General features: G+C 42.4%; 22 protein-coding genes. 4 read left to right on the forward strand and 18 right to left on the reverse strand.

Annotated elements, in window-relative coordinates:
* Positions 1 to 10 precede the first annotated feature (10 nt).
* From HDC33_RS09435 to HDC33_RS09455, 5 genes are all read right to left on the reverse strand, one after another.
* Positions 11 to 1,690, reverse strand: coding sequence for a formate--tetrahydrofolate ligase (locus tag HDC33_RS09435; RefSeq protein WP_179392194.1), 1,680 nt, complete (start codon positions 1,688 to 1,690; stop codon positions 11 to 13).
* 86 nt (positions 1,691 to 1,776) lie between these two features.
* Complete coding sequence (locus tag HDC33_RS09440) at positions 1,777 to 2,760, reverse strand: zinc-binding dehydrogenase (protein ID WP_179392195.1); 984 nt, start codon at positions 2,758 to 2,760, stop codon at positions 1,777 to 1,779.
* Positions 2,761 to 2,905: 145 nt separating this feature from the next.
* Entirely contained in the window at positions 2,906 to 3,784 is an 879-nt protein-coding gene (locus HDC33_RS09445) for a metallophosphoesterase (RefSeq protein ID WP_179392196.1), read from the reverse strand.
* Entirely contained in the window at positions 3,784 to 4,278 is a 495-nt protein-coding gene (locus tag HDC33_RS09450) for a helix-turn-helix domain-containing protein (RefSeq protein ID WP_179392197.1), read from the reverse strand. Before HDC33_RS09450 ends, HDC33_RS09445 begins: the two co-directional genes overlap by 1 nt.
* A 91-nt stretch (positions 4,279 to 4,369) precedes the next feature.
* The gene (locus tag HDC33_RS09455) at positions 4,370 to 4,855 is read right to left on the reverse strand and encodes a dUTP diphosphatase (RefSeq protein ID WP_179392198.1); all 486 of its coding nucleotides are present in this window, start codon (positions 4,853 to 4,855) and stop codon (positions 4,370 to 4,372) included.
* 93 nt (positions 4,856 to 4,948) lie between these two features.
* On the opposite strand from HDC33_RS09455, the gene HDC33_RS09460 reads away from it, so the two are divergent.
* Entirely contained in the window at positions 4,949 to 5,329 is a 381-nt protein-coding gene (locus HDC33_RS09460) for a sigma-w pathway protein ysdB (protein WP_179392199.1), read from the forward strand.
* 34 nt (positions 5,330 to 5,363) lie between these two features.
* Here HDC33_RS09460 and HDC33_RS09465 read toward each other — a convergent pair whose 3' ends face one another.
* The gene (locus HDC33_RS09465; RefSeq protein WP_255457326.1) at positions 5,364 to 5,654 is read right to left on the reverse strand and encodes a DUF1294 domain-containing protein; all 291 of its coding nucleotides are present in this window, start codon (positions 5,652 to 5,654) and stop codon (positions 5,364 to 5,366) included.
* Between the two features lie 324 nt (positions 5,655 to 5,978).
* Between HDC33_RS09465 and HDC33_RS09470 the strand changes: the two genes are divergently transcribed.
* Positions 5,979 to 6,953, forward strand: coding sequence for a nuclease-related domain-containing protein (locus tag HDC33_RS09470; RefSeq protein WP_179392200.1), 975 nt, complete (start codon positions 5,979 to 5,981; stop codon positions 6,951 to 6,953).
* A gap of 455 nt (positions 6,954 to 7,408) precedes the next feature.
* On the opposite strand, the gene rplT is transcribed toward HDC33_RS09470, so the two are convergent.
* From rplT to HDC33_RS09505, 7 genes are all read right to left on the reverse strand, one after another.
* Positions 7,409 to 7,768, reverse strand: a complete 360-nt coding sequence (rplT, locus tag HDC33_RS09475; RefSeq protein WP_067207704.1) for a 50S ribosomal protein L20 — start codon at positions 7,766 to 7,768, stop codon at positions 7,409 to 7,411.
* A gap of 44 nt (positions 7,769 to 7,812) precedes the next feature.
* Positions 7,813 to 8,010 (reverse strand): 50S ribosomal protein L35, encoded by a 198-nt coding sequence (rpmI, locus tag HDC33_RS09480; RefSeq protein WP_179392201.1) that lies wholly within the window; start codon positions 8,008 to 8,010, stop codon positions 7,813 to 7,815.
* A 27-nt stretch (positions 8,011 to 8,037) separates the two neighbouring features.
* The gene (infC, locus tag HDC33_RS09485; RefSeq protein WP_179392202.1) at positions 8,038 to 8,544 is read right to left on the reverse strand and encodes a translation initiation factor IF-3; all 507 of its coding nucleotides are present in this window, start codon (positions 8,542 to 8,544) and stop codon (positions 8,038 to 8,040) included.
* A 300-nt stretch (positions 8,545 to 8,844) separates the two neighbouring features.
* The gene (gene thrS, locus HDC33_RS09490; protein ID WP_179392203.1) at positions 8,845 to 10,779 is read right to left on the reverse strand and encodes a threonine--tRNA ligase; all 1,935 of its coding nucleotides are present in this window, start codon (positions 10,777 to 10,779) and stop codon (positions 8,845 to 8,847) included.
* Between the two features lie 463 nt (positions 10,780 to 11,242).
* Positions 11,243 to 11,983 carry an ABC transporter ATP-binding protein gene (locus HDC33_RS09495; protein WP_179392204.1) on the reverse strand — a complete coding sequence of 247 codons (741 nt, stop codon included), beginning with the start codon at positions 11,981 to 11,983 and terminating at the stop codon, positions 11,243 to 11,245.
* 1 nt (position 11,984) lies between these two features.
* The gene (locus tag HDC33_RS09500) at positions 11,985 to 13,616 is read right to left on the reverse strand and encodes an ABC transporter permease (RefSeq protein WP_179392205.1); all 1,632 of its coding nucleotides are present in this window, start codon (positions 13,614 to 13,616) and stop codon (positions 11,985 to 11,987) included.
* A 67-nt stretch (positions 13,617 to 13,683) separates the two neighbouring features.
* Positions 13,684 to 14,754, reverse strand: coding sequence for a Fe(3+) ABC transporter substrate-binding protein (locus tag HDC33_RS09505; RefSeq protein WP_179392206.1), 1,071 nt, complete (start codon positions 14,752 to 14,754; stop codon positions 13,684 to 13,686).
* Positions 14,755 to 15,220: 466 nt separating this feature from the next.
* Here HDC33_RS09505 and HDC33_RS09510 point away from each other — a divergent pair, with 466 nt between their 5' ends.
* The gene (locus HDC33_RS09510) at positions 15,221 to 16,216 is read left to right on the forward strand and encodes a polysaccharide deacetylase family protein (RefSeq protein ID WP_255457327.1); all 996 of its coding nucleotides are present in this window, start codon (positions 15,221 to 15,223) and stop codon (positions 16,214 to 16,216) included.
* Positions 16,217 to 16,465: 249 nt separating this feature from the next.
* Positions 16,466 to 16,648, forward strand: a complete 183-nt coding sequence (locus HDC33_RS09515) for a hypothetical protein (protein WP_179392207.1) — start codon at positions 16,466 to 16,468, stop codon at positions 16,646 to 16,648.
* A 48-nt stretch (positions 16,649 to 16,696) separates the two neighbouring features.
* On the opposite strand, the gene dnaI is transcribed toward HDC33_RS09515, so the two are convergent.
* From dnaI to coaE, 5 genes are all read right to left on the reverse strand, one after another.
* Entirely contained in the window at positions 16,697 to 17,641 is a 945-nt protein-coding gene (dnaI, locus tag HDC33_RS09520; RefSeq protein ID WP_179392208.1) for a primosomal protein DnaI, read from the reverse strand.
* Position 17,642: 1 nt separating this feature from the next.
* Complete coding sequence (locus HDC33_RS09525; protein WP_179392209.1) at positions 17,643 to 19,016, reverse strand: replication initiation and membrane attachment family protein; 1,374 nt, start codon at positions 19,014 to 19,016, stop codon at positions 17,643 to 17,645.
* A gap of 32 nt (positions 19,017 to 19,048) precedes the next feature.
* Positions 19,049 to 19,510, reverse strand: coding sequence for a transcriptional regulator NrdR (gene nrdR / locus HDC33_RS09530; protein ID WP_179392210.1), 462 nt, complete (start codon positions 19,508 to 19,510; stop codon positions 19,049 to 19,051).
* A gap of 152 nt (positions 19,511 to 19,662) precedes the next feature.
* Positions 19,663 to 20,685, reverse strand: coding sequence for a glyceraldehyde-3-phosphate dehydrogenase (locus HDC33_RS09535; protein WP_179392211.1), 1,023 nt, complete (start codon positions 20,683 to 20,685; stop codon positions 19,663 to 19,665).
* Between the two features lie 123 nt (positions 20,686 to 20,808).
* Entirely contained in the window at positions 20,809 to 21,405 is a 597-nt protein-coding gene (gene coaE, locus HDC33_RS09540) for a dephospho-CoA kinase (RefSeq protein WP_218843188.1), read from the reverse strand.
* Positions 21,406 to 21,419 lie beyond the last annotated feature (14 nt).

Genomic DNA, 21,419 nt, shown 5'->3' on the forward strand with positions numbered 1-21,419 from the left:
CTTTCAAAAATCATATTAATCCAACAGCGTTTCCTGTTGAATCGATATCCATATGAAATGCTGCCGGAGTCTTAGGCAAGCCGGGCATCGTCATAATATCGCCTGTCAGACAGACCAGGAATCCAGCCCCAAGTCTCGGTATGATTTTTCTGACGGTTATCATGAATCCTTCAGGACGGCCAAGTATTTTTGGGTCATCTGAAAATGAATACTGTGTTTTCGCCATGCAAATCGGCAATAAACCCCAGCCATTTTTCTCGATATCTTCAAGATCTTTTTGTGCGTCTTCTGTAAAAACAACACCCGATCCCCCATATACTTTTTGAACGATCGTCGTGATTTTATCGCTTACCGATTGTTCTACATCGTAGAGCGGAGCGAAGTTATTCGGTTCATCCAGAAGCTCCAGTACTTCCCGCGCCAAAGAAATACCGCCATCCCCGCCACGTTCCCAGACTTCCGTGAGTGCTACTCTAATATCATTTTTCTTACACCATTCAAAAATAATTTCCAGTTCAGCATTCGTGTCCGTGACGAATTTGTTCAACGCCACGACAGGTTGGACACCGAAAGCATGAATCGTATCGATATGCTTAGCCAAGTTCACCACTCCATCTAGGACCGCCTGAACGTTCTCCACCGCAAGCTCACTTTTCTCAATGCCGCCATGCATTTTTAGCGCACGCACCGTTGCGACGATAACAACTACGTCGGGAGAGAATTCACCTTGACGTGCTTTTATATTCATGAACTTCTCAGCACCTAAATCAGCTCCGAATCCAGCTTCCGTCACGACGACATCGGCAAGTTTACGTGCCGTGTTCGTTGCGATCAATGAATTGCAGCCATGTGCTATGTTTGCAAAGGGTCCCCCGTGAATAAGTGCCGGAGTCCCTTCAATTGTCTGGACCAGATTTGGTTTGAAAGCCTCCTTTAGAAGGAGCGTAAGTGCGCCATGTACACCGAGATCCCGTACTGTGACCGCCTCTTTGTCATACGTATAACCAATGACGATCCGTGCAATTCTCTCTTTTAAATCCTGCAGACTTGTCGCCAAACAGAATACTGCCATGATTTCAGACGCCACTGTAATATCGAAACCATCTTCCCGGGGAACGCCCTGTGCTGGACCGCCGAGCCCGATTGTTATGTTGCGTAAAGAACGATCATTTATATCCAAAACACGTTTCCAAGTAATTCTCCGCGGATCAATCCGAAGTGAATTTCCTTGATGCAGATGATTATCTATTATTGCACTAAGCGCATTATTCGCCGTTGTAATTGCGTGAATATCACCGTTGAAATGCAAGTTGATTTCTTCCATCGGCACTACTTGAGCATTGCCGCCTCCTGTAGCGCCGCCCTTCACCCCCATAACAGGGCCAAGCGATGGCTCGCGCAATGCAATCATGGTCTTCTCCCCGAGCTTGGACAGCGCGTCAGCCAAGCCTACAGTGACGGTCGATTTCCCTTCCCCCGCCGGTGTTGGGCTAATCGCCGTAACGAGAACGACCTTTCCATCCAAACTTTCCGGAGATAACTTCGTCACGTCAATTTTCGCTTTGAATCTCCCATATGGTTCCACTGCCCCTTCTGGAATTCCTGCTTTTTCAGCAATCGCCCAGATTGGTTTCATCGTTGCTAGAGATGCAATTTCTAAATCCGTTAACGGTAATACTTTTTCTGTCATATATGACCAACCTTTCATAGTTTTCATTAAACCCAGATTCAATCTTTTGACGTTTATAAGCCAATATTAACCGTATCGGTAAAACGTTATTCCGTTACTCGCAATACAACTTTCCCGAATTGCTTACTCTCTTCAATATAAACAAATGCTTCTGCCGCATCGTCTAGATTGAACACCCGATCAACAATCGGATGTGTTTCGTATTTTTCCACATGGGCAATCATATCGCGCAGCTCTTCCCGGCTACCCAATGTGGAACCGAATAATTGATATTGGCCATAGAAAAATGCACGTAAATCCAAGTCGACCGTATCATCTGTCGTAGCGCCAAAAACCACGATGCGACCGCCTTTTTTCAATACACCCAAGGAGCGATTAAATGTCGCACGCCCAACACTTTCAATGACAAGGTCAATCGTTTCCCCTACTAGTTCTTTATTCCAATCGCTATTTGTATCAAGCGCGATATCCGCGCCCAGTTGAAGCGCCAATTTACGCTTTTCCTCACTTCGTGAAGTGACAATAACACGGGCTCCGATATTTTTAGCGAATTGAATCAGGTATGTGGCCACTCCGCTGCCGGCACCTGGAATGAAAACCGTTTCGTCCGCTTTCAATCCCCCTTTGGTAAATAATGCACGGTAACCTGTTAACCCGGCTAACGATAGAACAGCCGCCTCTTCCCAAGATAAGTGAGCCGGTTTCTTTTCAATCTGGCCTGCTGAAATAACAATTTTCTCTGCAAACGTTCCGTTATCCGGCATCCCCAAAATATCGAAGCCTGCTGGTGGTGCATCGCTATTAGTATACCAACGAAGCGCGGGATTGATGATCACTTCTTCCCCGACTTCAAATTCCGTTACCCCTTCACCTATTGAATCGATGACGCCCGCCCCATCCGAACCCAACGTCAATGCTTCTGCTTCTTCCCCTCTACGTGTAGGTATATATATGTCACGGCGATTCAGACCTGCCGTTCGTAGCGCTACAACAACCTCACCTGCGCTTGCAACCGGTTCCTTCATGTCGCCTATTTTCAATTTCCCGGATTCGTGGATAAATGCTTTCATTTTACTCATCCTTTCTTGAATGCTATCCCCTCTATCATACCTGAATATACGTTTACTTTCATACTCTTCAAAATAGTGCACTCAAAAACTGAAACTATTTTGTAACAAAACAAAAAACCTCCTTTTTCATTAAAGGAGGCTTTGTTCATTCACTTTTTCGTAACGTAACTACGACTATTTCCGGTTGATTAAATAGCCGCACAGGAATGAGGCTATTGCCAAGTCCTCGACTGACTACCATATGACTACTATTTTTCTCATGTACGCCTGATGTATATTTCGGTAACCAACCTTGCCCGGGTGAGACAAGCCCACCTATTCCGGGTATCCGGAACTGTCCTCCATGGGCATGGCCGGTGAATGTTACATCTATCCCTTGCTCTTCATAAACGTCAAATTGTTCAGGTCTATGCGATAACAAAATAGTAAATAGCTCGTCGGACACCTCAGCAAATGCCTGATCAATCGATGCCTTTACCGCCTCATCATCTTCAAGTTCGCTTGCCAGAGGATCCTCTATCCCGCCAATGACTATTGAGCTATCGGAATCCAACGTAATTACATCCGCCTTATCCGATAAAACGCGAACCCCTAAGTCCTCAAGCGAGGTTTTTATCCGATCCATATCCTTGGTAGCAATTTCATGATTGCCGGTCACATAATAGATCGGCGCTACGAATTGAAGTTGTTCAATAAGAATTAGACTTTGTTCAAGATTGTAACGGTTACTGTCAATGAAATCACCCGTTATGAAGATTGCCTGGGGCATAATCATCTTCACTTTGTTAACTACATCAATATGATTTTCGCCAAATTCCGCGTCGTGCAAATCGGATAATTGGACGATTGTAAAGTTGTCGAAACTTGCAGGAATCTTGTCAGAAAAGATAACATTATTCGTTATACCGACTGTCGTATTTCCTTTGAATATGAAAAAGCAAATAAGGCCATTAATGACTAGGAAGAAAAACCAAAAACGTCGTAGCGGTTTCTTTGTTTCACTTCTTATCGAATTTCCCTTCATTAGAGCCAGCGTTTTTTATATTTTGCAAGCTCCAGGAGTTCAAGCACTTCCTTTTTCGGCAGTTCCGTCAGTAAAGCAAGCATTTCGAGTTCCGCTCGCCTCCTGCCTTTGCCACTTCGATATTTTTCTTTGTGCTGAGCATCAAGTTCTGCATACAGTCCATCCGTATGCTTTGATTCCACTTCTATTTCGATATCAGAGGTAATGTTTTCTCTTAACTTGTCGTAAAGCATATCGACATTTGAAGACCTCGAAACTTTGAAGGCTTTTGACGTCTTCGCATTGCCAAGAATAAGCTCATCTGTCGAAACATTGAAACGTTCAGAGATTTTAGCTATCCAAGCAGCGGAAGGAGCATTTTTCCCTTTTTCCCAATCTTTAATACGACTTGCCGATGTTCCGATTGCGGTTCCAAACGCCATCATCGATAATCCGCGCTGTTCACGCAATGTTTTTAGCCTTATACCAAAATCCTCTTTGTTCCAATCATTCACATTGACGCCTCCTCAAAACTTTATATACAACTCTATTATTTTTTATCCGAAGGATTCTGTCAATCTATTTATTGATTTTTCTATAAAACATTTAATATCCTGTTTTTTGACGGTTGTAATTTTCTTCATTCTTCGCTACGTATGCAGCGATGATGTCTTCATTTGTAAACCCTAATTTTTTCGCGATTGCACCATAATAGATCCAGACTTGCTCATAAGCCGGCATATCGATTTCGTTAAGAAACTTATGAATCGCAACTGTTGCACCCAGGAATAATTGCGTCAGTTCCCCTTCTACCTCACCCTCCGGCCAATAAGTGAGTGTATGCAGCTCTTTTTCAATACCCAGAGAAAGAAGGAAATGAATAGAATCCACGTATTCTTCAAGAATGACAGATTCTTCCGAAGGGCCTTTCGTACTCCAAAACTTGAAACACCTCGTTTCGTTCGCAAGTTCTGCAAGTTCAACCAAGAGTGCCAAGCCTTTTTCCTGAAAAACATCCGTCTGTTTTTCTCTATTATTTTGGATGAATGAATCAAGTTCACGCTGCATAGTAAAAAGTTTAGTCAGTTTCATAAAAAAACCTCCGATTAATTTGAATATGTTGAAACCTTTCAGTGAAGTCATCCGTATATGTTAGTATCTCTAAAATAGTAAGGGGGATCCGTTATGGTATTGCTGATCCGCTTTGTCATTATCGCTTTTATCGTTTATTTGTTCTATCGCGGAATTCGGTATTTAACTGATCCGAAACGCAAGCTTGATGATGCCTACGCGGAAGAAAAATATTATTTTTATGATGATGTGAAAAATGTGCGGAAGAATTTTTTCATTACTTATAAAGGCGCCATGTTTGAAGGTGAAAAATATTTAGGGACGACTACTAATTCAATTGATGTCGTATCTATTTTTGTCTGGGTGAAAGACGAAACGAAACTTCAAGGGTTTACAAAAGATGATTTTCACTTCATCTCTGCCGAAATCCTGTCTAACTATCCAAAAGCCGATATTAGTTGGAAAAACCCCATTGAAAAACTATTGAAGTCATAATGAATGAAAGCCCGTTTTTCAGACGGGCTTTTTCTTATGCCTCCACCATTCCCGGAATGCTGACGCCTAGCAGATAAAGTATGCCGATTCCATAAGCAATAGCCAATAGTAGAAAGCCGATCCGAAACGATGTATGCCTTGTCTTATGACGGAACGTCTGCATGCCGAAGTATGCACCGATACCTCCACCGAGCAAAGCAAGCGTCCATAAATTCTTTTCGGGAATCCGTTGCCCTTTTCTTTTCGCCTGACGTTTGTCATAACCCATGGCAAAAAATGCCCATATGGACATGATTGCAATCCACCCCAGGATTGTCGTTTGCAAATGCTATTCCCCCTTTTCTTTTCTACTTACATTTTACACTGTTTAGCAGTCGCAAAGGACTAATATGAGTCGATTGTTCTGAAAGGTAGCTTGTGGATTAAGGGAACTTGCGCGACAAATTCAGTGAACTCTGCGACTGTCTTGAAACTGTACGACAGATTGTCGGAACTCTACGACTGTCTTGAAATTGCACGACGATTTAGGCGGACTCTACGACGGGAGGGCCAAACTGTACGACAGCGGCAAAATAAACTAAGAAACTATTGTTAATTCTCCTATCGTACTGTATTATTAATTTGAATTATCAATCTATAAGAGGGGGAGTTGAATCAAATACGTACAACCATTAAGAGAAATCAACCTATTTTACTCAGTGGGATCCCCCGTTTGATTGCCCGGCTTTCCCCCACCCATCAGAAAGTACAGCTTTTAAACAATATTTTCTACCGTACCGGTGCCGGCTATTCAGGGGAGTGTAACGTCGATTCATATATCGAGCGTACTCATTTCCCATATTTGACCAAAGTTTTCTCTGACGTACATTTGCGCATTTCCCCTAATTTCACATTTCAGATTGATACATTGATTATCACAGAGCGATATGTTTTGATCGTCGAAGTGAAAAATCTTAAGGATTCAATCCGATTTGTACAAAATCCCCCACATCTTGAACAAGTGATTGAAACCGGAGATGTAACAATTATTGACTGTCCGGTATATCAGATTGAAACGAACAAGTCGAATCTTGATGAGTGGTTTCGTCAACGCGGTATTTCTCTTAAGACACTGGGCATACTTGTTCTAGCGAATCAGAACACAAATGTAAAAGATGCGCCTCACGACTTTACTATCATTTATAAAAAGCAGCTTCCCTTGTATTTGCAAAATCTACAGCCCGTTGAAACGGTTCTATCGACCGTCCAATTCCATGACATAACGAAAAGAATTCTTTCTGAACAACAGCAATTCAATCCATTTCCACTTTGTTCTTATTATCGCATTGACCCGAAAGATTTACGGACAGGCTTATTGTGTCATTACTGCAATGACAATCTTTTGCGAAAAACCCGTGAGACTTGGTATTGTCCGCGTTGCGGAAAGGATGCTACTGATCCATACAATAAAGCTATTCACGATTGGCTCATACTCGTGAAAAATTCGATTAATAATGAAGAGTGTCGTAACTTTTTAAGATTGAAGGATAAGCACGCCGCATATTATGCTCTAAAAAAATCCCCTCTTGTTAAAAAAGGAAACTCTTCAGCGACTTTTTACACGGCTGGAGTAAAAAGGATTTAGATAGAATTTGTAAATGTCCATTCGTATTCGATAGGATTTCCTAATTTATTTATAGCTAATTTCCATTTTCAGAAATGAACTGTACGACGGATTTCGTATACTCTACGACAGATGGAAAACTGTACGACGGATTTCGTGAACTCTACGACAGGCGGTCCGAACCATACGACGGAATACGTATACTCTATGACAGACTGAAAACTGTACGACGGATTTCGTGAACTCTACGACAGGCGGTCCGAACCATACGACGGAATACGTATACTCTACGACAGACGGAAAACTGTACGACGGATTTCGAACTCTACGACAGGCGATACGAACTGTACGACGGAATGTTTAAACTCTACGACATACGACAACAAAACCCTATATACCCACCAAATATAATTAAAAATAGCCGCCTAGCTACCCGAATGAACTTCGGGCCGCTTGGCGGCTACTATTTGCCGTTCTTATTTTGCGATTGATTTTTTCGCTGCATCTGCAAGTTGTGTGAACGCTTGTGCGTCAGTCACTGCAAGATCAGCAAGCATTTTACGGTTAACATCGATGCCAGCTACTTTCAAGCCGTGCATTAAAGTGCTGTATGAAAGACCGTTGATACGCGCAGCCGCATTGATACGTGTGATCCATAATTTACGGAATTCACGTTTCTTTTGACGACGGTCACGGTATGCATAGTTGAATGATTTCATTACCTGTTGGTTTGCTACTTTGTAAAGTCTATGTTTTGAACCAAAGTAACCTTTTGCTAATTTCAATACTCGATTACGACGCTTGCGCGTCACTGTTCCACCTTTTACGCGTGGCATAGTTCATTACCTCCTGCTTTTCTGTCCGATTGTGTTTTGATTTATTACATGTAAGTGATCATTTGGCGAATACGTTTGAAGTCGCCTGAAGAAACGAGTGAAGCTTTACGCAGGTGGCGTTTTGCTTTTGTCGGTTTGTTTGCAAATAAGTGACTTGTGTAAGCACGGCCGCGTTTCAGTTTACCAGAACCGGTTTTTTTGAAACGTTTCGCTGAACCGCGGTGAGTTTTCATTTTTGGCATGTTCTGTTCCTCCTAAATCTTTCATTGTTACTCTTTATCAGCAGTTGGTGCAAGCACTAGGAACATGCTTCGACCTTCCATCTTCGGTCGTTGTTCAACCGTAGATACATCTTTGCACGCTTCTGCGAAACGGTCAAGGACGCGCTGTCCGATTTCCTTGTGCGTAATCGCACGACCGCGGAAACGGATGGAAGCTTTTACTTTGTCGCCTTTTTCAAGGAACTTGATAGCGTTCCGTAGTTTTGTCTGGAAATCATGCTCATCGATCGTCGGGCTTAACCGAACTTCTTTAAGCAGTATGATTTTCTGATTCTTACGGACTTCGCGATCCTTTTTCTGCTGTTCGAATTTGAACTTTCCGTGGTCCATGATACGAGCCACTGGGGGTTTCGCTGTTGGAGCTACAAGGACAAGATCCAAATTCGCAAGAGCGGCAATTTCTAGTGCCTCAGTGCGTGTTTTGATTCCGAGCTGATCGCCGTTGTGATCGATAATGCGCAGCTCGCGGGCACGGATGCCCTCATTTACGTACATGTCTTTGCTAATAGTAATCCACCTCCGGATATTTCTCGAATACATGGTTTGGGTATACCGTCCGTTCGGAGCGGCCCCACAGGTCCATCCAATAAAAAAAGGTAGACAAATTGGATTTGTCTACCCGCGTATGTGTACGTGCAAATGCACGGCACTTCACTCATGTGTTGACCTGTCAACAACGTTTTTGCGTCGAACAGGTGAGAAGCGGGTAGCCTCTTCTTATACCACAAACTGTATTCAGTCATTACTAACCTTAATTACTTTAACACGAGACGATTAGAGTGTCAACTATTTTAATTATATATTACTTACTTCTTGTTTTAATTTTGCTAGGAAATCGTCGAACGGAATGCTTTCTGAATTCTGCTCGCCGTATTTTCGGACATTCACTTCTCCCGACTCAACTTCCTTGTCGCCGAGAACGAGCATATAAGGAACTTTTTGCATTTGCGCTTCTCTAATTTTGTAACCGATTTTCTCTTCACGGCTGTCAATATTAACACGGAATCCAGCAGCGACCAGTTTTTCGCGTACACCATCCGCGTAATCGAAATGCACATCCGGTGAAACTGGAATAACTTCTACTTGGACAGGTGCTAGCCAAGTCGGGAATGCGCCTTTATATTCCTCAATCAGGAATGCAACAAAACGTTCCATCGTTGAGACGACACCACGGTGAATAACGACTGGACGGTGCTGTTTTCCGTCCTCACCCACATACGTAAGATCAAAGCGTTCAGGAAGAAGGAAGTCCAGTTGAACTGTGGATAATGTTTCCTCCATACCGATTGCTGTTTTCACTTGAACGTCAAGTTTAGGTCCGTAGAACGCGGCTTCCCCTTCGGCTTCAACATAATCGAGACCAAGTTCATCCATCGCTTCTTTCAGCATCGTTTGTGCGCGATTCCACATTGCATCGTCGTCAAAATACTTTTCTTTATCCGCCGGATCCCGGTATGAAACACGGAAAGAATAATCATCGATGTTGAAATCTTTATAGACATCAATAACAAGTTGTACGACGCGTTTGAATTCGTCCTTGATCTGATCGGGACGGACGAAAATATGTGCATCGTTCAAAGTCATTCCTCGAACGCGTTGCAACCCCGATAGCGCCCCCGACATTTCATAGCGATGCATTGTACCAAGTTCCGCGATACGCAACGGCAAGTTTCTATAAGAATGGATGCCATTTTTGTATATCATCATGTGATGCGGGCAGTTCATCGGACGAAGGACGAGGTCTTCATTATCCATACTCATTACTGGGAACATGCCATCCTGGTAGTGATCCCAATGACCCGAAGTTTTATATAGTTCCACACTACCGAGAACTGGTGTATAGACGTGATCATAGCCAAGCTTCTCTTCTTTATCAACGATGTATCTCTCGATGATACGGCGGATTGTCGCTCCTTTTGGCAGCCACATCGGCAAACCTTGACCCACTTTCTGCGAGTTCATGAATAAGTTCAATTCTTTACCGATTTTGCGATGATCACGCTCTTTCGCTTCTTCCAAAAGACGCAAATGTTCTTTCAGTTCATCTTTTTTGAAGAATGCTGTCCCATAAATCCGCTGTAGCATTTTGTTATTTGAATCGCCGCGCCAATATGCGCCTGCGATGCTAAGTAGCTTGAATTCCTTTAACTTCGATGTTGACGGAACGTGGACACCACGGCATAAGTCGAAGAAATCGCCTTGTTCGTAAATGGATACTTGCTCGCCCTCTGGAATCGCTTCAAGAAGTTCCAGTTTGTATTCATCGTCAATTTCCTGGAAACGCTTTTCTGCTTCTTCGCGGGATACGTCATGACGAATCACTTCGAAGTTTTCAGCAATAATTTTTTTCATCTCTTTTTCCAATTCAGGTAAATCTTCAGCTGTAATTGGCTCGGGCGAATCAATGTCATAATAAAAGCCGTTCTGGATAACCGGTCCGATACCCAGTTTTGCATCAGGATACTTGCGTTTCACTGCCTGTGCAAGTAAATGGGCCGTACTATGGCGCAGTATTTCAAGCGCTTCCGGTGATTGGGGAGTAATAATCGCGATGTCGCCATCTTCCGTAATCGGTGATTTCAAGTCCACTAATTTATCTCCTACTTTTCCTGCCAATGCACTTTTCCGTAGTCCCGGGCTAATAGACCCCGCAACTTCTTCAGTAGTAGTACCAAGGGGGAATTCTTTCACTGCCCCGTCGGGAAATTTTAAATTAATCATATCTGCCATTGTTAAGCACTCCTCTTTATTATTATTGAAAAACAAAAAAAGCCCCATCCCTGGAAAGGGACGAAGCTTTAGCTCGCGGTTCCACCCTTCTTCCTTCAATCCAAAAAATGAAAAGCGTAAGTAGCCTATGAAGACGTGACAGGCATAAGACAGGTTGGCTAGTGGTGTTTTCCCACATAGCTGTACTGACCAAATACCAGAGCGTCTGACCGCTGGAGCTAAACAAACATTGGAAAGATGAAGCTTGACGTCGGATAACGGACCGGATTCCGTCATCGGCTACTGCAAATTTCACCGATGCTGCTTCGAGGTGGTAAATCTTCAGTCTATCCTTCAGGGCTTCCAGCCATTGACCCCGTTCTCTATAGGCGAACAAAAAGATTGTTGTCCTCTTCCATGCATTTCTGATTATTAATTAAAATTGAGTATACGTTGATTGTATCGTAATTGCAAGCCCGTTTTATCAAACACCGATAAGTTCTTCATAAGTGATTTCAACCATGCCGGGAATTTCCGTTGGCGAAACACCAAGCAAGTCACACGGACGCCCGATTTTGTCAATTTTGCCATCTTTAATTTTCACAATGCGATCTGCGAGTGCGTGGGCATCATTTTGATTATGTGTCACAAATATAGCGGTTGTTTTTGCTTTCTTTAAAATCCGTCTAAGATCTTCGCGAATTTTCACTTGTAAATCTGTATCCAGATTACTGAATGGCTCATCAAGAAGAATCAGTTCCGGTTCGGGAGCCATTGCTCTTGCAAGTGCAACCCGTTGCTGCTGTCCTCCGCTTAATTGGTGAGGGTAACGTTTTTCAAACCCTGTAAGTTCAACAAGTTCAAGCACTTCTTGCACCCGTTTATTTTTGTCTTTCTTACTCATTTTCGGGAGGCCGAAAAGAACATTATCCTCAACACTCATATGTGGGAAAAGTGCATAGTCCTGAAAAACCATACCAATTCCCCGTTTTTCCGGTTGCAGGAAGGTCTGGTCGCAAAACATCTTCTTGCCGTTCAAGGTAAATGAACCTCCTAAGGGCATTTCTAGTCCTGCAATTAAGCGAAGAAGTGTACTTTTTCCACTTCCACTACGGCCAAGTATTGAAATAACTTCTCCTTTTTCCACCGCGAAGGAAAAATCATCAACAGTTTTCAATGGAGATTTGGGATAAGTGAACTGCAGATTTTTAATATTCATAAACATATTATTCCCGCTCCTCTCTGAGTAACTTATGGAAAACGAAGATTGCAATCGTGCTCACACCGACAATCAGTAATGAGGCTTGAGATGCCTCCATGATCTTTTCATCACTTGCGTATTGGAACGCCTTTGTAGCCAGTGTATCGTAATTAAAAGGCCGTAAAATTAAAGTTAACGGAATTTCTTTTAATATGTCTACAAACACAAGTATAAATCCGCTGATAATGGCACCTTTCATCATGGGAACATCCACCCTGAAAAATGTCCGAAGACTGTTTGCTCCAAGCATACGGGATGCATCACGGAAATCCGTTCCTATTTTATCGAAACCTGATTCAATCGAATTATAACCGATCGCAAAAAATCGGATGATATATGCGCTTATAAGCATGAAAAGATTGACGCTCAAAACAAGTTCTGAATCTATACCAAAGTATTGATAAACGGGCGCAAAGAACCGGTCAAGCGCAATAAACGTTGTAATAACAGCCACAGCGACAACCACGCCCGGAATCGAATAACCGAGGACCGTCAATTTCGGTAACACTTTCGCAAACTTGTGATTGACGACTCGACTAAAGTTACCGACAACCAATGAAAATACAATTATCAGGAAGGCCCCAAGACCTGCCACGATAACAGAGTTTTTCGTATAGAGTAAAACATCCTGCATCGGTACTTTACCGAACGTAAGAATCACCCAGTCAATCAACTGAAGGGTCGGAATGAAAAATGCTACACTGAAAATAACAACTGTATACAGTGTTGCAAATACCGCTCTCTTCCCTGTAAGTTTTACGAGAGGAAGCGGCCTAACTTTTGTCGTGGAATAACTATATTGCTTCCTGCCTCGCAGTAAACGTTCAATCATCAGAATAAAAATAACGATTCCCATAAGAGAGGCAGCTAGTTTGATGGATGATTCCAGATCACCTAGCCCAAACCACGTTTGGAAAATAGCTGTACTAAACGTCTGGATTCCGAAATACTTCACTACCCCATAGTCGTTCAAAACCTCAAGCACTACAAGACTAGCCCCGCCAATTATGGACACACGGGAAATCGGGATAACTACTCTGAAGAAGATTTCCAAAGGGCCTTTCCCTAAAGTGCGCGCACTTTCAATGAGGGAGGCAGATTGGTGAGAAAGAAAGATTCTCGTAATCATATATACATAAGGATAAAGAAACAGTGTATAAATGAAAATTGCACCTGGGACGTTCATGATGTCAAAATAGGCAGGATTCACTACGATATCGAAATGGTTACGAAGCGTCTTTTGAATGACACCCGTATAATTTATGATGCCGTGATATGTATAAGCACCAATGAATGGCGGAATCGATAAAGGGAGAATTAGCGCCCATTTCATAAAGTTCCTAAGGGGAAAATTATATTGAGCAATGAGCCAAGCAAGACTAAGTCCGATAGCAATCGTGAACAACGCTGTAAAGAAAACGAGTGTGAGCGTCGACTTAATATAGTTAAGAAGCATGAATTCCTTTATATGTGCCCAATTTTCACTAGCTGGAGAAAATATGCCTATTACAATCGACATATTCGGTAAAAACAGCACGATGATAATGAGTACAGCTGCAATCGACCACCCGTTTACGTTAGCTAAATACTTGTTCATGAGAAACCCATCCTTTATCTTTTCCGCAACAACCCCCTTACCGAATTTCCGGAAGGGGGCTCGACTTTTATTTCCAGCCGACTTCGTTAAAAATCATAATCGCTTTCGCGTTGTTTTCTCCGAGTGTCGATAATGGAATATCTTGTTCTTTAAAATCCCCCCAAGATTTGAGGAGTTCTGAAGGTTCAACATTTTCATTAACCGGGAATTCATAATTTGCAGAAGCAAACTCGCCTTGCGCCTCTTCCCCAGTTAGGAATTCAAGTAATTTAACCGCGTTCTCCGCGTTTTTTGAACCTTTTATGACTCCTGCTCCACTAATATTTACATGTGTACCAGTAGTTTCTTGGTTCGGGAAGAAAACACCAAGGTTCTCGGCTACTTTCACTTCCTCCGGCTCTGTTGAATTAAGCATTTGACCGAAATAATATGAATTCATAATTGCGACGTCACCGATTCCTGCAGCGATTGCTTTCGCTTGGTCCCGATCTCCGCCCTCAGGATTTTGGGCAAAGTTATTGACGATGCCTTGAGCCCATTCTTTCGCTTTCTCTTCACCATTTATCTCGATGAATGAAGCAAGAAGTGACTGGTTATAAACACTTTCAGATGACCGCACAAGAACACGGCTTTTCCATTTGTCTTCCGTCAGCGCTTCGTACGTGGAAAGCTCTTCGGGTTTAACTTTATCTTTATTATACACTAAAATTCTCGCACGTTTCGTCAACCCAACCCACATATCGTCAACATCACGTAAGTTCTCAGGTATTTGTTTCGATAAGATGTCACTTGACACAGTTTGAAGGAGTCCATCTTCTTTTGCACGATACAGTCTTCCAACGTCTGCTGTTAGTAATATGTCTGCTTTCGTTGCAGTTCCTTCACGTTTGATCCGTTCGATAAGTACATCTGCTTCGTCTTTTATTACGTTAACTTTTATACCAGTTTCTTGTTCAAACTTTTTATATAATTCATTATCAACATCATAATGACGGCTTGTATATAAATTCACTTCCGCCTTTTCAGTTTTCTTAGAAGCTGAATCAGTATCAGTACCACTTTCCTTTTTAGTTGTACTTCCACATGCAGCAAGTATGAGCATCATGGCAACAACAATTATGTATAAGCTCTTCTTCATGATTTTCCATCTCCAGACTTTTAGTTTTTTTGATTGAAAATGATTCTCAATATCATTAATAATATATAATGAAATCCAGTGAAAGTCAACATAAATATGTAGGTATTCAGACAATTCTTTAGGCTAACTTTCGAATAATATGCAAAATCATGAGTTATAACAAGCTATAGATAAACCGAATAAGAACCGTTTCATAAGTCTTAGATTCGTATTCATTTGGTTGAAGGTATTTAAAACTAGTGATATTTCATTACGCAATCTCATCGCTTTACCCTGATAATGAAGTCCATCGTAAGATTTCCCTCATATAAGTAACTGCTTAATAAGCTATGTCAGGCATTTAATTAAATTGCCTATCCCTATGCGCTTATTTCTTTGTGCTTGTCTTATTAATAATACGATAAAAGAATAGCTCAATCGTGAAAGGGAAGGCTATTATTATCATGTTATTGGATGGAGGAAAAGAATGATGATAAAAAGAATCGTTCATATCATTATCATTGCCATTGTCTTATTTTCAGTCCCAAAAATTTTCACAAATACACTTCTAGACACTTCTTCAAAATCAGACGTCGAAGGTTCCGTTACTACTTTCTCAGAAACAACTAATGATGACCTTTATAAAAGAATTTCAGCTTATAATGACAAGCATAAAATCGAACCGACCGATGCAAAAATAGACAGAGTATGGAAGGCGATACCCGGGTATAATGGGCTGGCCGTAGATATTGAAGCCAGTTATAAAAAAATGAAAAAAGGCAGTGATATAGATACGACCGAAATGATTTTTAAAGAAGTACCGCCCAAAATCCATCTAAACGATTTAAAGCCTTCCCCAATTTTTCGGGGAAACCCGGAAAAACCTATGGTGGCATTGTTGATAAACGTTGCCTGGGGTAATGAATATATTCCGGGTATCCTTAAAACATTAAAGGATTCTCAAGTAAAGGCAACATTCTTTTTTGACGGAAGTTGGGTTAAAAATAACCCCGATCTAGCCATGAGCATCAATTTCGAAGGTCACGAAATCGGAAACCATGCTTATAGCCACCCCGACCTTAACAAACGCTCCCGGGCCGATACAATGGATGAACTGAAAAAAACGAATGATGTAATTGAAGCGACTTTGGGTACCAAACCGATATGGTTTGCTCCGCCAAGCGGAAGTTTTAATCAAGAAACGATCCACGTTGCCGATGAGCTAGGCATGAAAACCATTCTATGGACGGTAGATACAGTCGATTGGAGAAAGCCCGCAACTTCTGAAATGGTTAAGCGCGTTCTTGCGGGGGTAAGCAATGGTTCGATGGTACTCATGCACCCCACTAAACCTGTTTCAGAGGGGCTGGAAACGATGATAATTGATATTAAAAGGAAAGGGTACCAATTGGGGACTGTAAGTGACTTAATGAGCGAAAAACGTATTGAAAATCATAGTTTGCCCCTTAAAAATGATAATTGAGGACATTCGCCCTTTCGATATTGAAATTGGAAAGGGTGAGACCATTCAGACCAATCGCTTCGAAAAAATCAGGCTTGAAAATAGCGTGGAGCCTTAAGCTATAAAATTTTTCGAGTAAAAGCTCACGAGAACTCCGGATTTTTTATCTTTGACGGAATGATTAACGAAAATAACACGCCCCGTAACAATAATTACCAAGAATTGAAAACCGCTCTTGAGCACATGATATGGTCATGGAGGTGATTAATCTTGCCAAACAACAAAGACAGAAATCCAAACCAAGACCGCAACCGCAACAGAAACGATAATCCAAACGATATGCGTGAAGAGTTTGGAGCTGCATTCGATGTCGATAAGCTGAGAGATCAAAACAATGATAACCAAAGACAAAAAGAACAACGCACAAACCGTAACGACCGAAATAACAAATAAGTGATAAAAAAACTGGCACATGAGTATATTCATGTGCCAGTTTTTCATTTATCTATCTCGCCGATTCTCACCTTGAAGCCGCACAGGGCTACTGATCATTCGTATTCTTTCCATGATTCGGGCCGCTTTTACTGCTTCTTTTTCACCGCGTTGCGAATATGTCAAGTGATCTTCAAGTTCAGTGTAGTTGAAATTAGATGTGAAAAAAGTAGGCAATTTTTCCGCCATACGGAATTGCAAAATCGTTCCAAGCACTTCATCCCGCGTCCACGCAGACATCGTTTCTGCACCTATATCATCCAGCATAAGCACTTGCGCATTCTTCACGAATTCGATTTTTTCATTGAGCGTCTGATCTTGAATTGACTGTTTCATCTCCCTCAAAAACTCTGGTACGTACACCGCGACAGTACGCACCCGACGATTGGCCAGTTCGTTCGCCAATGCTCCGAGCACAAAAGATTTACCAATGCCAAAGGGACCATAAATGTATAGGCCTCGATCTGGAAGTTTACCGGTTTCATCGAAAAAGTTCAGAAAATCTTTTGCAGCCCGTACTGCCTTCACCCTGCTGTCATCAAAAAACATATCTATATCGTGTAATTTTGCCTCCATTACGTCTTTTGGCATATACATACTGTCGATCATTTTAGTAATATTACGTTGATCTTCATCAGTGAGCCTATTTGGACATTTCGTATACTCTACATCAATCAGACCGCGCGCCAATACCAATTTGGGTTCAAATCCATTCATGATATTCACACATCCCGAAAGGTCCGGACACTTTCCACACCCATGGGAAGCCGAGGCATATTCATACAACTTCCCTAGGCTTCTTTCGACAACCTCGCTGTCAATCACGTCGGAATGATCGGTCAAAAATTGCTGTACCCCCGGACTTTCCATCACTTCTCCCCGCAATTCTTCATACCTTGCAGCAAATGCCGGAGCTTTCACAACACGCTTCAGCGTATCGCCAATTCGTTCCATTTCACTTCACCGTCCCATCTTCTGTTACGCCTAATTCTTTCAGCAACTTACGACGTTCTTCATCAATAGCTGAATTTGAAGCAGGCTTACCTGTTTTTACTGTTTTCGTTTGCTTTTCTTCCTTTTTATAAAACCATTCCGGTACTTTTTCTTCTCGGGTAGGTTTTCGCTTCGCCCTGGATACCTGTCCTTCATTTTTCCACTTCACATACTGATCGTGCTCATTCCTGGACAATTCCATTGCAGCTTTAACTGTTTCCACCTTTTTGCCCATCCAATGGGAAGCAATCCGTTCCGCGAAACTGTTCGTTATTTTCCCGTCATTACGATAAAGAACGTATTGCAGGAGGACATTGACGACGCCGACGGACAATCCATGTGTATTGACCAGCTTTTCAGCTAGCTTCACATCTACCGATAACGGCTCTTTCCCCATAAAGTCACGTAGCATTTCAAGTGGTGCCGTATTTTCAAGGTAATGTTCCAATTCTTCATCACGGGTCATTGTTTGACTAGCCGGTTTCGGAGCCTCTGCGGCATACACTTTATGCAGAGCGGGAGCATCTTTGGAAACATTCATCTTATAAAATTCTGCAGCTGATTTCCGTAATCTGTCTTCAGGCAACTTGAGATCTTCATCAAGTGCCATCATGATAACTTTTTGCATATCAAGCGGAGTCAACGAATAAAGGAATGCGAGTTTAGAAATTGTTTCTTTTGAAACAGAGGATAACGCGGCTTGGGGAACCATCTGTTCCGATAAACCGGAACGAAGAAGAGCGAAATCAAAATCCGGCTGCACGAACGGGACACCCTCAGGCTCGTTCCGGCCGATAAATTCCTGGTCCTCCCTCATATTCATGTTATATCCTTGCTGAACTGGTGTGTATACATCCAAAAAGGTTCGCGAAACGTCTTCAAACCCATCGTCTTTGCTGCGATCGATTGCAAAGCGGGAACGTAAATTACGATATGCTTGCTCTCCAATTTTACTGAAGAGGAATGTCGACAACAATGGATCCTGGAAAAATGCCCGGGCATCGAGGGGGGGAAGCAATTCGTAAATGAACAATCTCGCATCTCCATCTTTTCTCCCGTAAGTCCGCAGCAATCCAATTGCTTCAAGTGAAATCCTTGCCTCGAAAACAGGTCCAAGCGGCATTGTCAAGATGTTCATGAGATGGTAATGGTTATATTCGCGTTCATCCTCCCTCTCTGCGTCAGCCCAAAGAGTCATAAACAGACTCATCGCACTTGGACCAATCAACGGCTGATAAAATAAAGTGAGGAGTTGACGGTCATAATCCGAGAACGACTGTGATAATCTGATTTTGTATGCATCAACTGGTTGCAATTCTTTAAAAAGGGGTGCCATTAGAACTCTACTTCCTATCTCAATGGAATACTTTACTTTTTCGTACGTTTCTGTAAGTCTTGCAATTCTTCTATGAAAACCGTGATGTCTTTGTATTGGCGATAGACTGAGGCAAATCTGACGTATGCGACTTCATCGACCTCTGTAAGCTGTTCCATAACCATTTCCCCAACATCATCGGAATTAATCTCCACTACACCTGCACTTCTCAATTCTTTTTCAATCGATGTCACGATATTTTTAAGGTTTTCAAGTTGAACGGGACGTTTCTCACAAGCCCGGATTAGGCCTCTAAGCACTTTTTCTCCGCTGAACTCTTCACGTGATCCATCCTTTTTCACGACAACCAGAGGTGTTTCCTCAACTTTTTCAAATGTCGTGAATCGGAACGCGCATTGTTCACATTCCCTGCGACGCCGGATAGATTTATTTTCCTCGGCAGGTCTGGAATCGACGACCCGGGTGCCATTGTACTGGCAAGCTGGACATTTCATAAGTATTTCCTCCGATTTTTCTTAGATAATAACTTAATTATAACAGAACATGACTGGAAAAATCGAAATTGAGGGGAAAGAAACATCGTCCAATTAAAAAAGCGCCCCGCAAGTCATTGTACTTCGACCTTCGGGACGTTTTCTATTTACTGTTAAGCCAGCTCTAGTGATTTTAAAGCGAATGCAACTTTCTTCGTCAAATCAACGACGCGCGCGGAATAACCCCACTCGTTATCATACCATGCAAGCACTTTCACTTTCCGGTCAGCCATAACGATCGTTGACAGCCCATCGATAATCGCCGAGTCAGTCGTCGTATTGAAATCAATGGAAACAAGCGGTTCTGTCGTGAAACGAAGAATGCCTGCCATTGATCCTTCTGAAGCCTGCCTGAATGCATTATTCACCATTTCCACTGTAACGTCTTGGTTCAAATCTACAACAAGATCGACAAGTGATACATTTGGTGTTGGAACACGAAGTGACATTCCGTGAACTTTCCCTTCCAATTCTGGAAGTACAAGTGCCAATGCTTTTGCAGCCCCAGTAGACGTCGGGATGATGGACTGTGCGCATGCACGTGCACGGCGAAGGTCCTTATGGGGATTATCCAGGTTTTTTTGGTCATTCGTATAAGCGTGGATTGTTGTCATTAAGCCATTGTTAATTCCGAATGTATCATTCAATACTTTAGCAACCGGCGCAAGACAGTTTGTCGTACAGCTGGCGTTCGAAATCACGTCGTGCTTCTCGATATCCAATTTGTCATCATTAACGCCAAGAACAATTGTAATATCTTCATCTTTACCAGGTGCGGATATGATAACCTTTTTCGCTCCCGCTTCAAGGTGAAGTGCAGCTTTGTCCCGCGAATTGAATTTACCTGTCGCCTCGATAACAATATCAATGCCAAGCTCTTTCCAAGGGAGGTTAAGCGGATCACGGTCTGAAACGATTTGAACCCGTTTACCATTGACGACAATCGCGTTTTCCTCTGCAATTACATCACCGTCAAATGTGCCATGATTCGTATCATACTTTATCAGATGGGCAAGCGTTTCTGATGGATAAGTTGCGTTTATCGCAACAATTGTAATATCTTCTTCCCTAATCATTTGGCGGAAAACCATCCGTCCAATTCGTCCGAACCCGTTAATAGCAATAGAAGTAGTCATTTAAAGATCCTCCTGTATGTATGTTATACTTTTTATGTTTATTCGCTCATTAGTATAACATATATTAATCAAGAACAAAGGGTTTATGTTATTTATTACATTTTCCAACTCTTCAGAATAAAGTCACGGCCGTGCATTCCAATCTAAAAGTATTTCTTCCAACTGTTCCCCCGTCTGTTCTACACTCTCGTTGTTCTGAAGAACAGCGTCGGCACCTTGTTCTTTTTCCGCCATTGAAAGCTGGGAACGGATCCGGGCTTCCGCCTCTTCTTCCGATAACACATTCCGCGTCATAAGACGTTGTTTTTGGATTTCAGGTGTAACGGATACGACAATGATTTTATCAACGAAAGATTGCAGCTTACTTTCAAATAAAAGAGGGATGTCCAAGATGACTGTGTTTGCCCCTTTAGAAATCCAATCCTCTTTTTGCCGAACCATTTCTTTGCGGATAGCTGGATGGATGATGCCATTCAATTTCTTCCGTTCTTCTGCATTTCCAAATATGCGCTCGCCCAGTTTTTCACGGTTGAGCGATCCATCCTCATGTAAAATGTCTTGTCCAAATATGCGGCTGATTTCCGACAGCACCGGACTTCCTGGTTCAACGACGAGTCGGGCAATTTCGTCCGCATCCACAATTGGAAATCCTTTTTTTTTCAGCATGGCGGAAACGGTGCTTTTTCCGCTGGCAATACTTCCCGTTAATCCGATAATCATTGCAATCCCCGCCT

This window comes from Sporosarcina sp. JAI121 (genome assembly GCF_013408665.1).
Taxonomy (GTDB): Bacteria; Bacillota; Bacilli; order Bacillales_A; family Planococcaceae; genus Sporosarcina.

Bases quoted from the DNA above. Each gene is read 5' to 3' on its own strand.
- HDC33_RS09435 (WP_179392194.1), bottom strand. From the start codon at position 1,690: ATGACAGAAAAAGTATTACCGTTAACGGATTTAGAAATTGCATCTCTA.
- HDC33_RS09440 (WP_179392195.1), bottom strand. From the start codon at position 2,760: ATGAAAGCATTTATCCACGAATCCGGGAAATTGAAAATAGGCGACATG.
- HDC33_RS09445 (WP_179392196.1), bottom strand. From the start codon at position 3,784: ATGAAGGGAAATTCGATAAGAAGTGAAACAAAGAAACCGCTACGACGT.
- HDC33_RS09455 (WP_179392198.1), bottom strand. From the start codon at position 4,855: ATGAAACTGACTAAACTTTTTACTATGCAGCGTGAACTTGATTCATTC.
- HDC33_RS09460 (WP_179392199.1), top strand. From the start codon at position 4,949: ATGGTATTGCTGATCCGCTTTGTCATTATCGCTTTTATCGTTTATTTG.
- rplT (WP_067207704.1), bottom strand. From the start codon at position 7,768: ATGCCACGCGTAAAAGGTGGAACAGTGACGCGCAAGCGTCGTAATCGA.
- rpmI (WP_179392201.1), bottom strand. From the start codon at position 8,010: ATGCCAAAAATGAAAACTCACCGCGGTTCAGCGAAACGTTTCAAAAAA.
- infC (WP_179392202.1), bottom strand. From the start codon at position 8,544: ATGTACGTAAATGAGGGCATCCGTGCCCGCGAGCTGCGCATTATCGAT.
- thrS (WP_179392203.1), bottom strand. From the start codon at position 10,779: ATGGCAGATATGATTAATTTAAAATTTCCCGACGGGGCAGTGAAAGAA.
- HDC33_RS09495 (WP_179392204.1), bottom strand. From the start codon at position 11,983: ATGTTTATGAATATTAAAAATCTGCAGTTCACTTATCCCAAATCTCCA.
- HDC33_RS09500 (WP_179392205.1), bottom strand. From the start codon at position 13,616: ATGAACAAGTATTTAGCTAACGTAAACGGGTGGTCGATTGCAGCTGTA.
- HDC33_RS09505 (WP_179392206.1), bottom strand. From the start codon at position 14,754: ATGAAGAAGAGCTTATACATAATTGTTGTTGCCATGATGCTCATACTT.
- HDC33_RS09510 (WP_255457327.1), top strand. From the start codon at position 15,221: ATGATGATAAAAAGAATCGTTCATATCATTATCATTGCCATTGTCTTA.
- dnaI (WP_179392208.1), bottom strand. From the start codon at position 17,641: ATGGAACGAATTGGCGATACGCTGAAGCGTGTTGTGAAAGCTCCGGCA.
- HDC33_RS09525 (WP_179392209.1), bottom strand. From the start codon at position 19,016: ATGGCACCCCTTTTTAAAGAATTGCAACCAGTTGATGCATACAAAATC.
- nrdR (WP_179392210.1), bottom strand. From the start codon at position 19,510: ATGAAATGTCCAGCTTGCCAGTACAATGGCACCCGGGTCGTCGATTCC.
- HDC33_RS09535 (WP_179392211.1), bottom strand. From the start codon at position 20,685: ATGACTACTTCTATTGCTATTAACGGGTTCGGACGAATTGGACGGATG.
- coaE (WP_218843188.1), bottom strand. From the start codon at position 21,405: ATGATTATCGGATTAACGGGAAGTATTGCCAGCGGAAAAAGCACCGTT.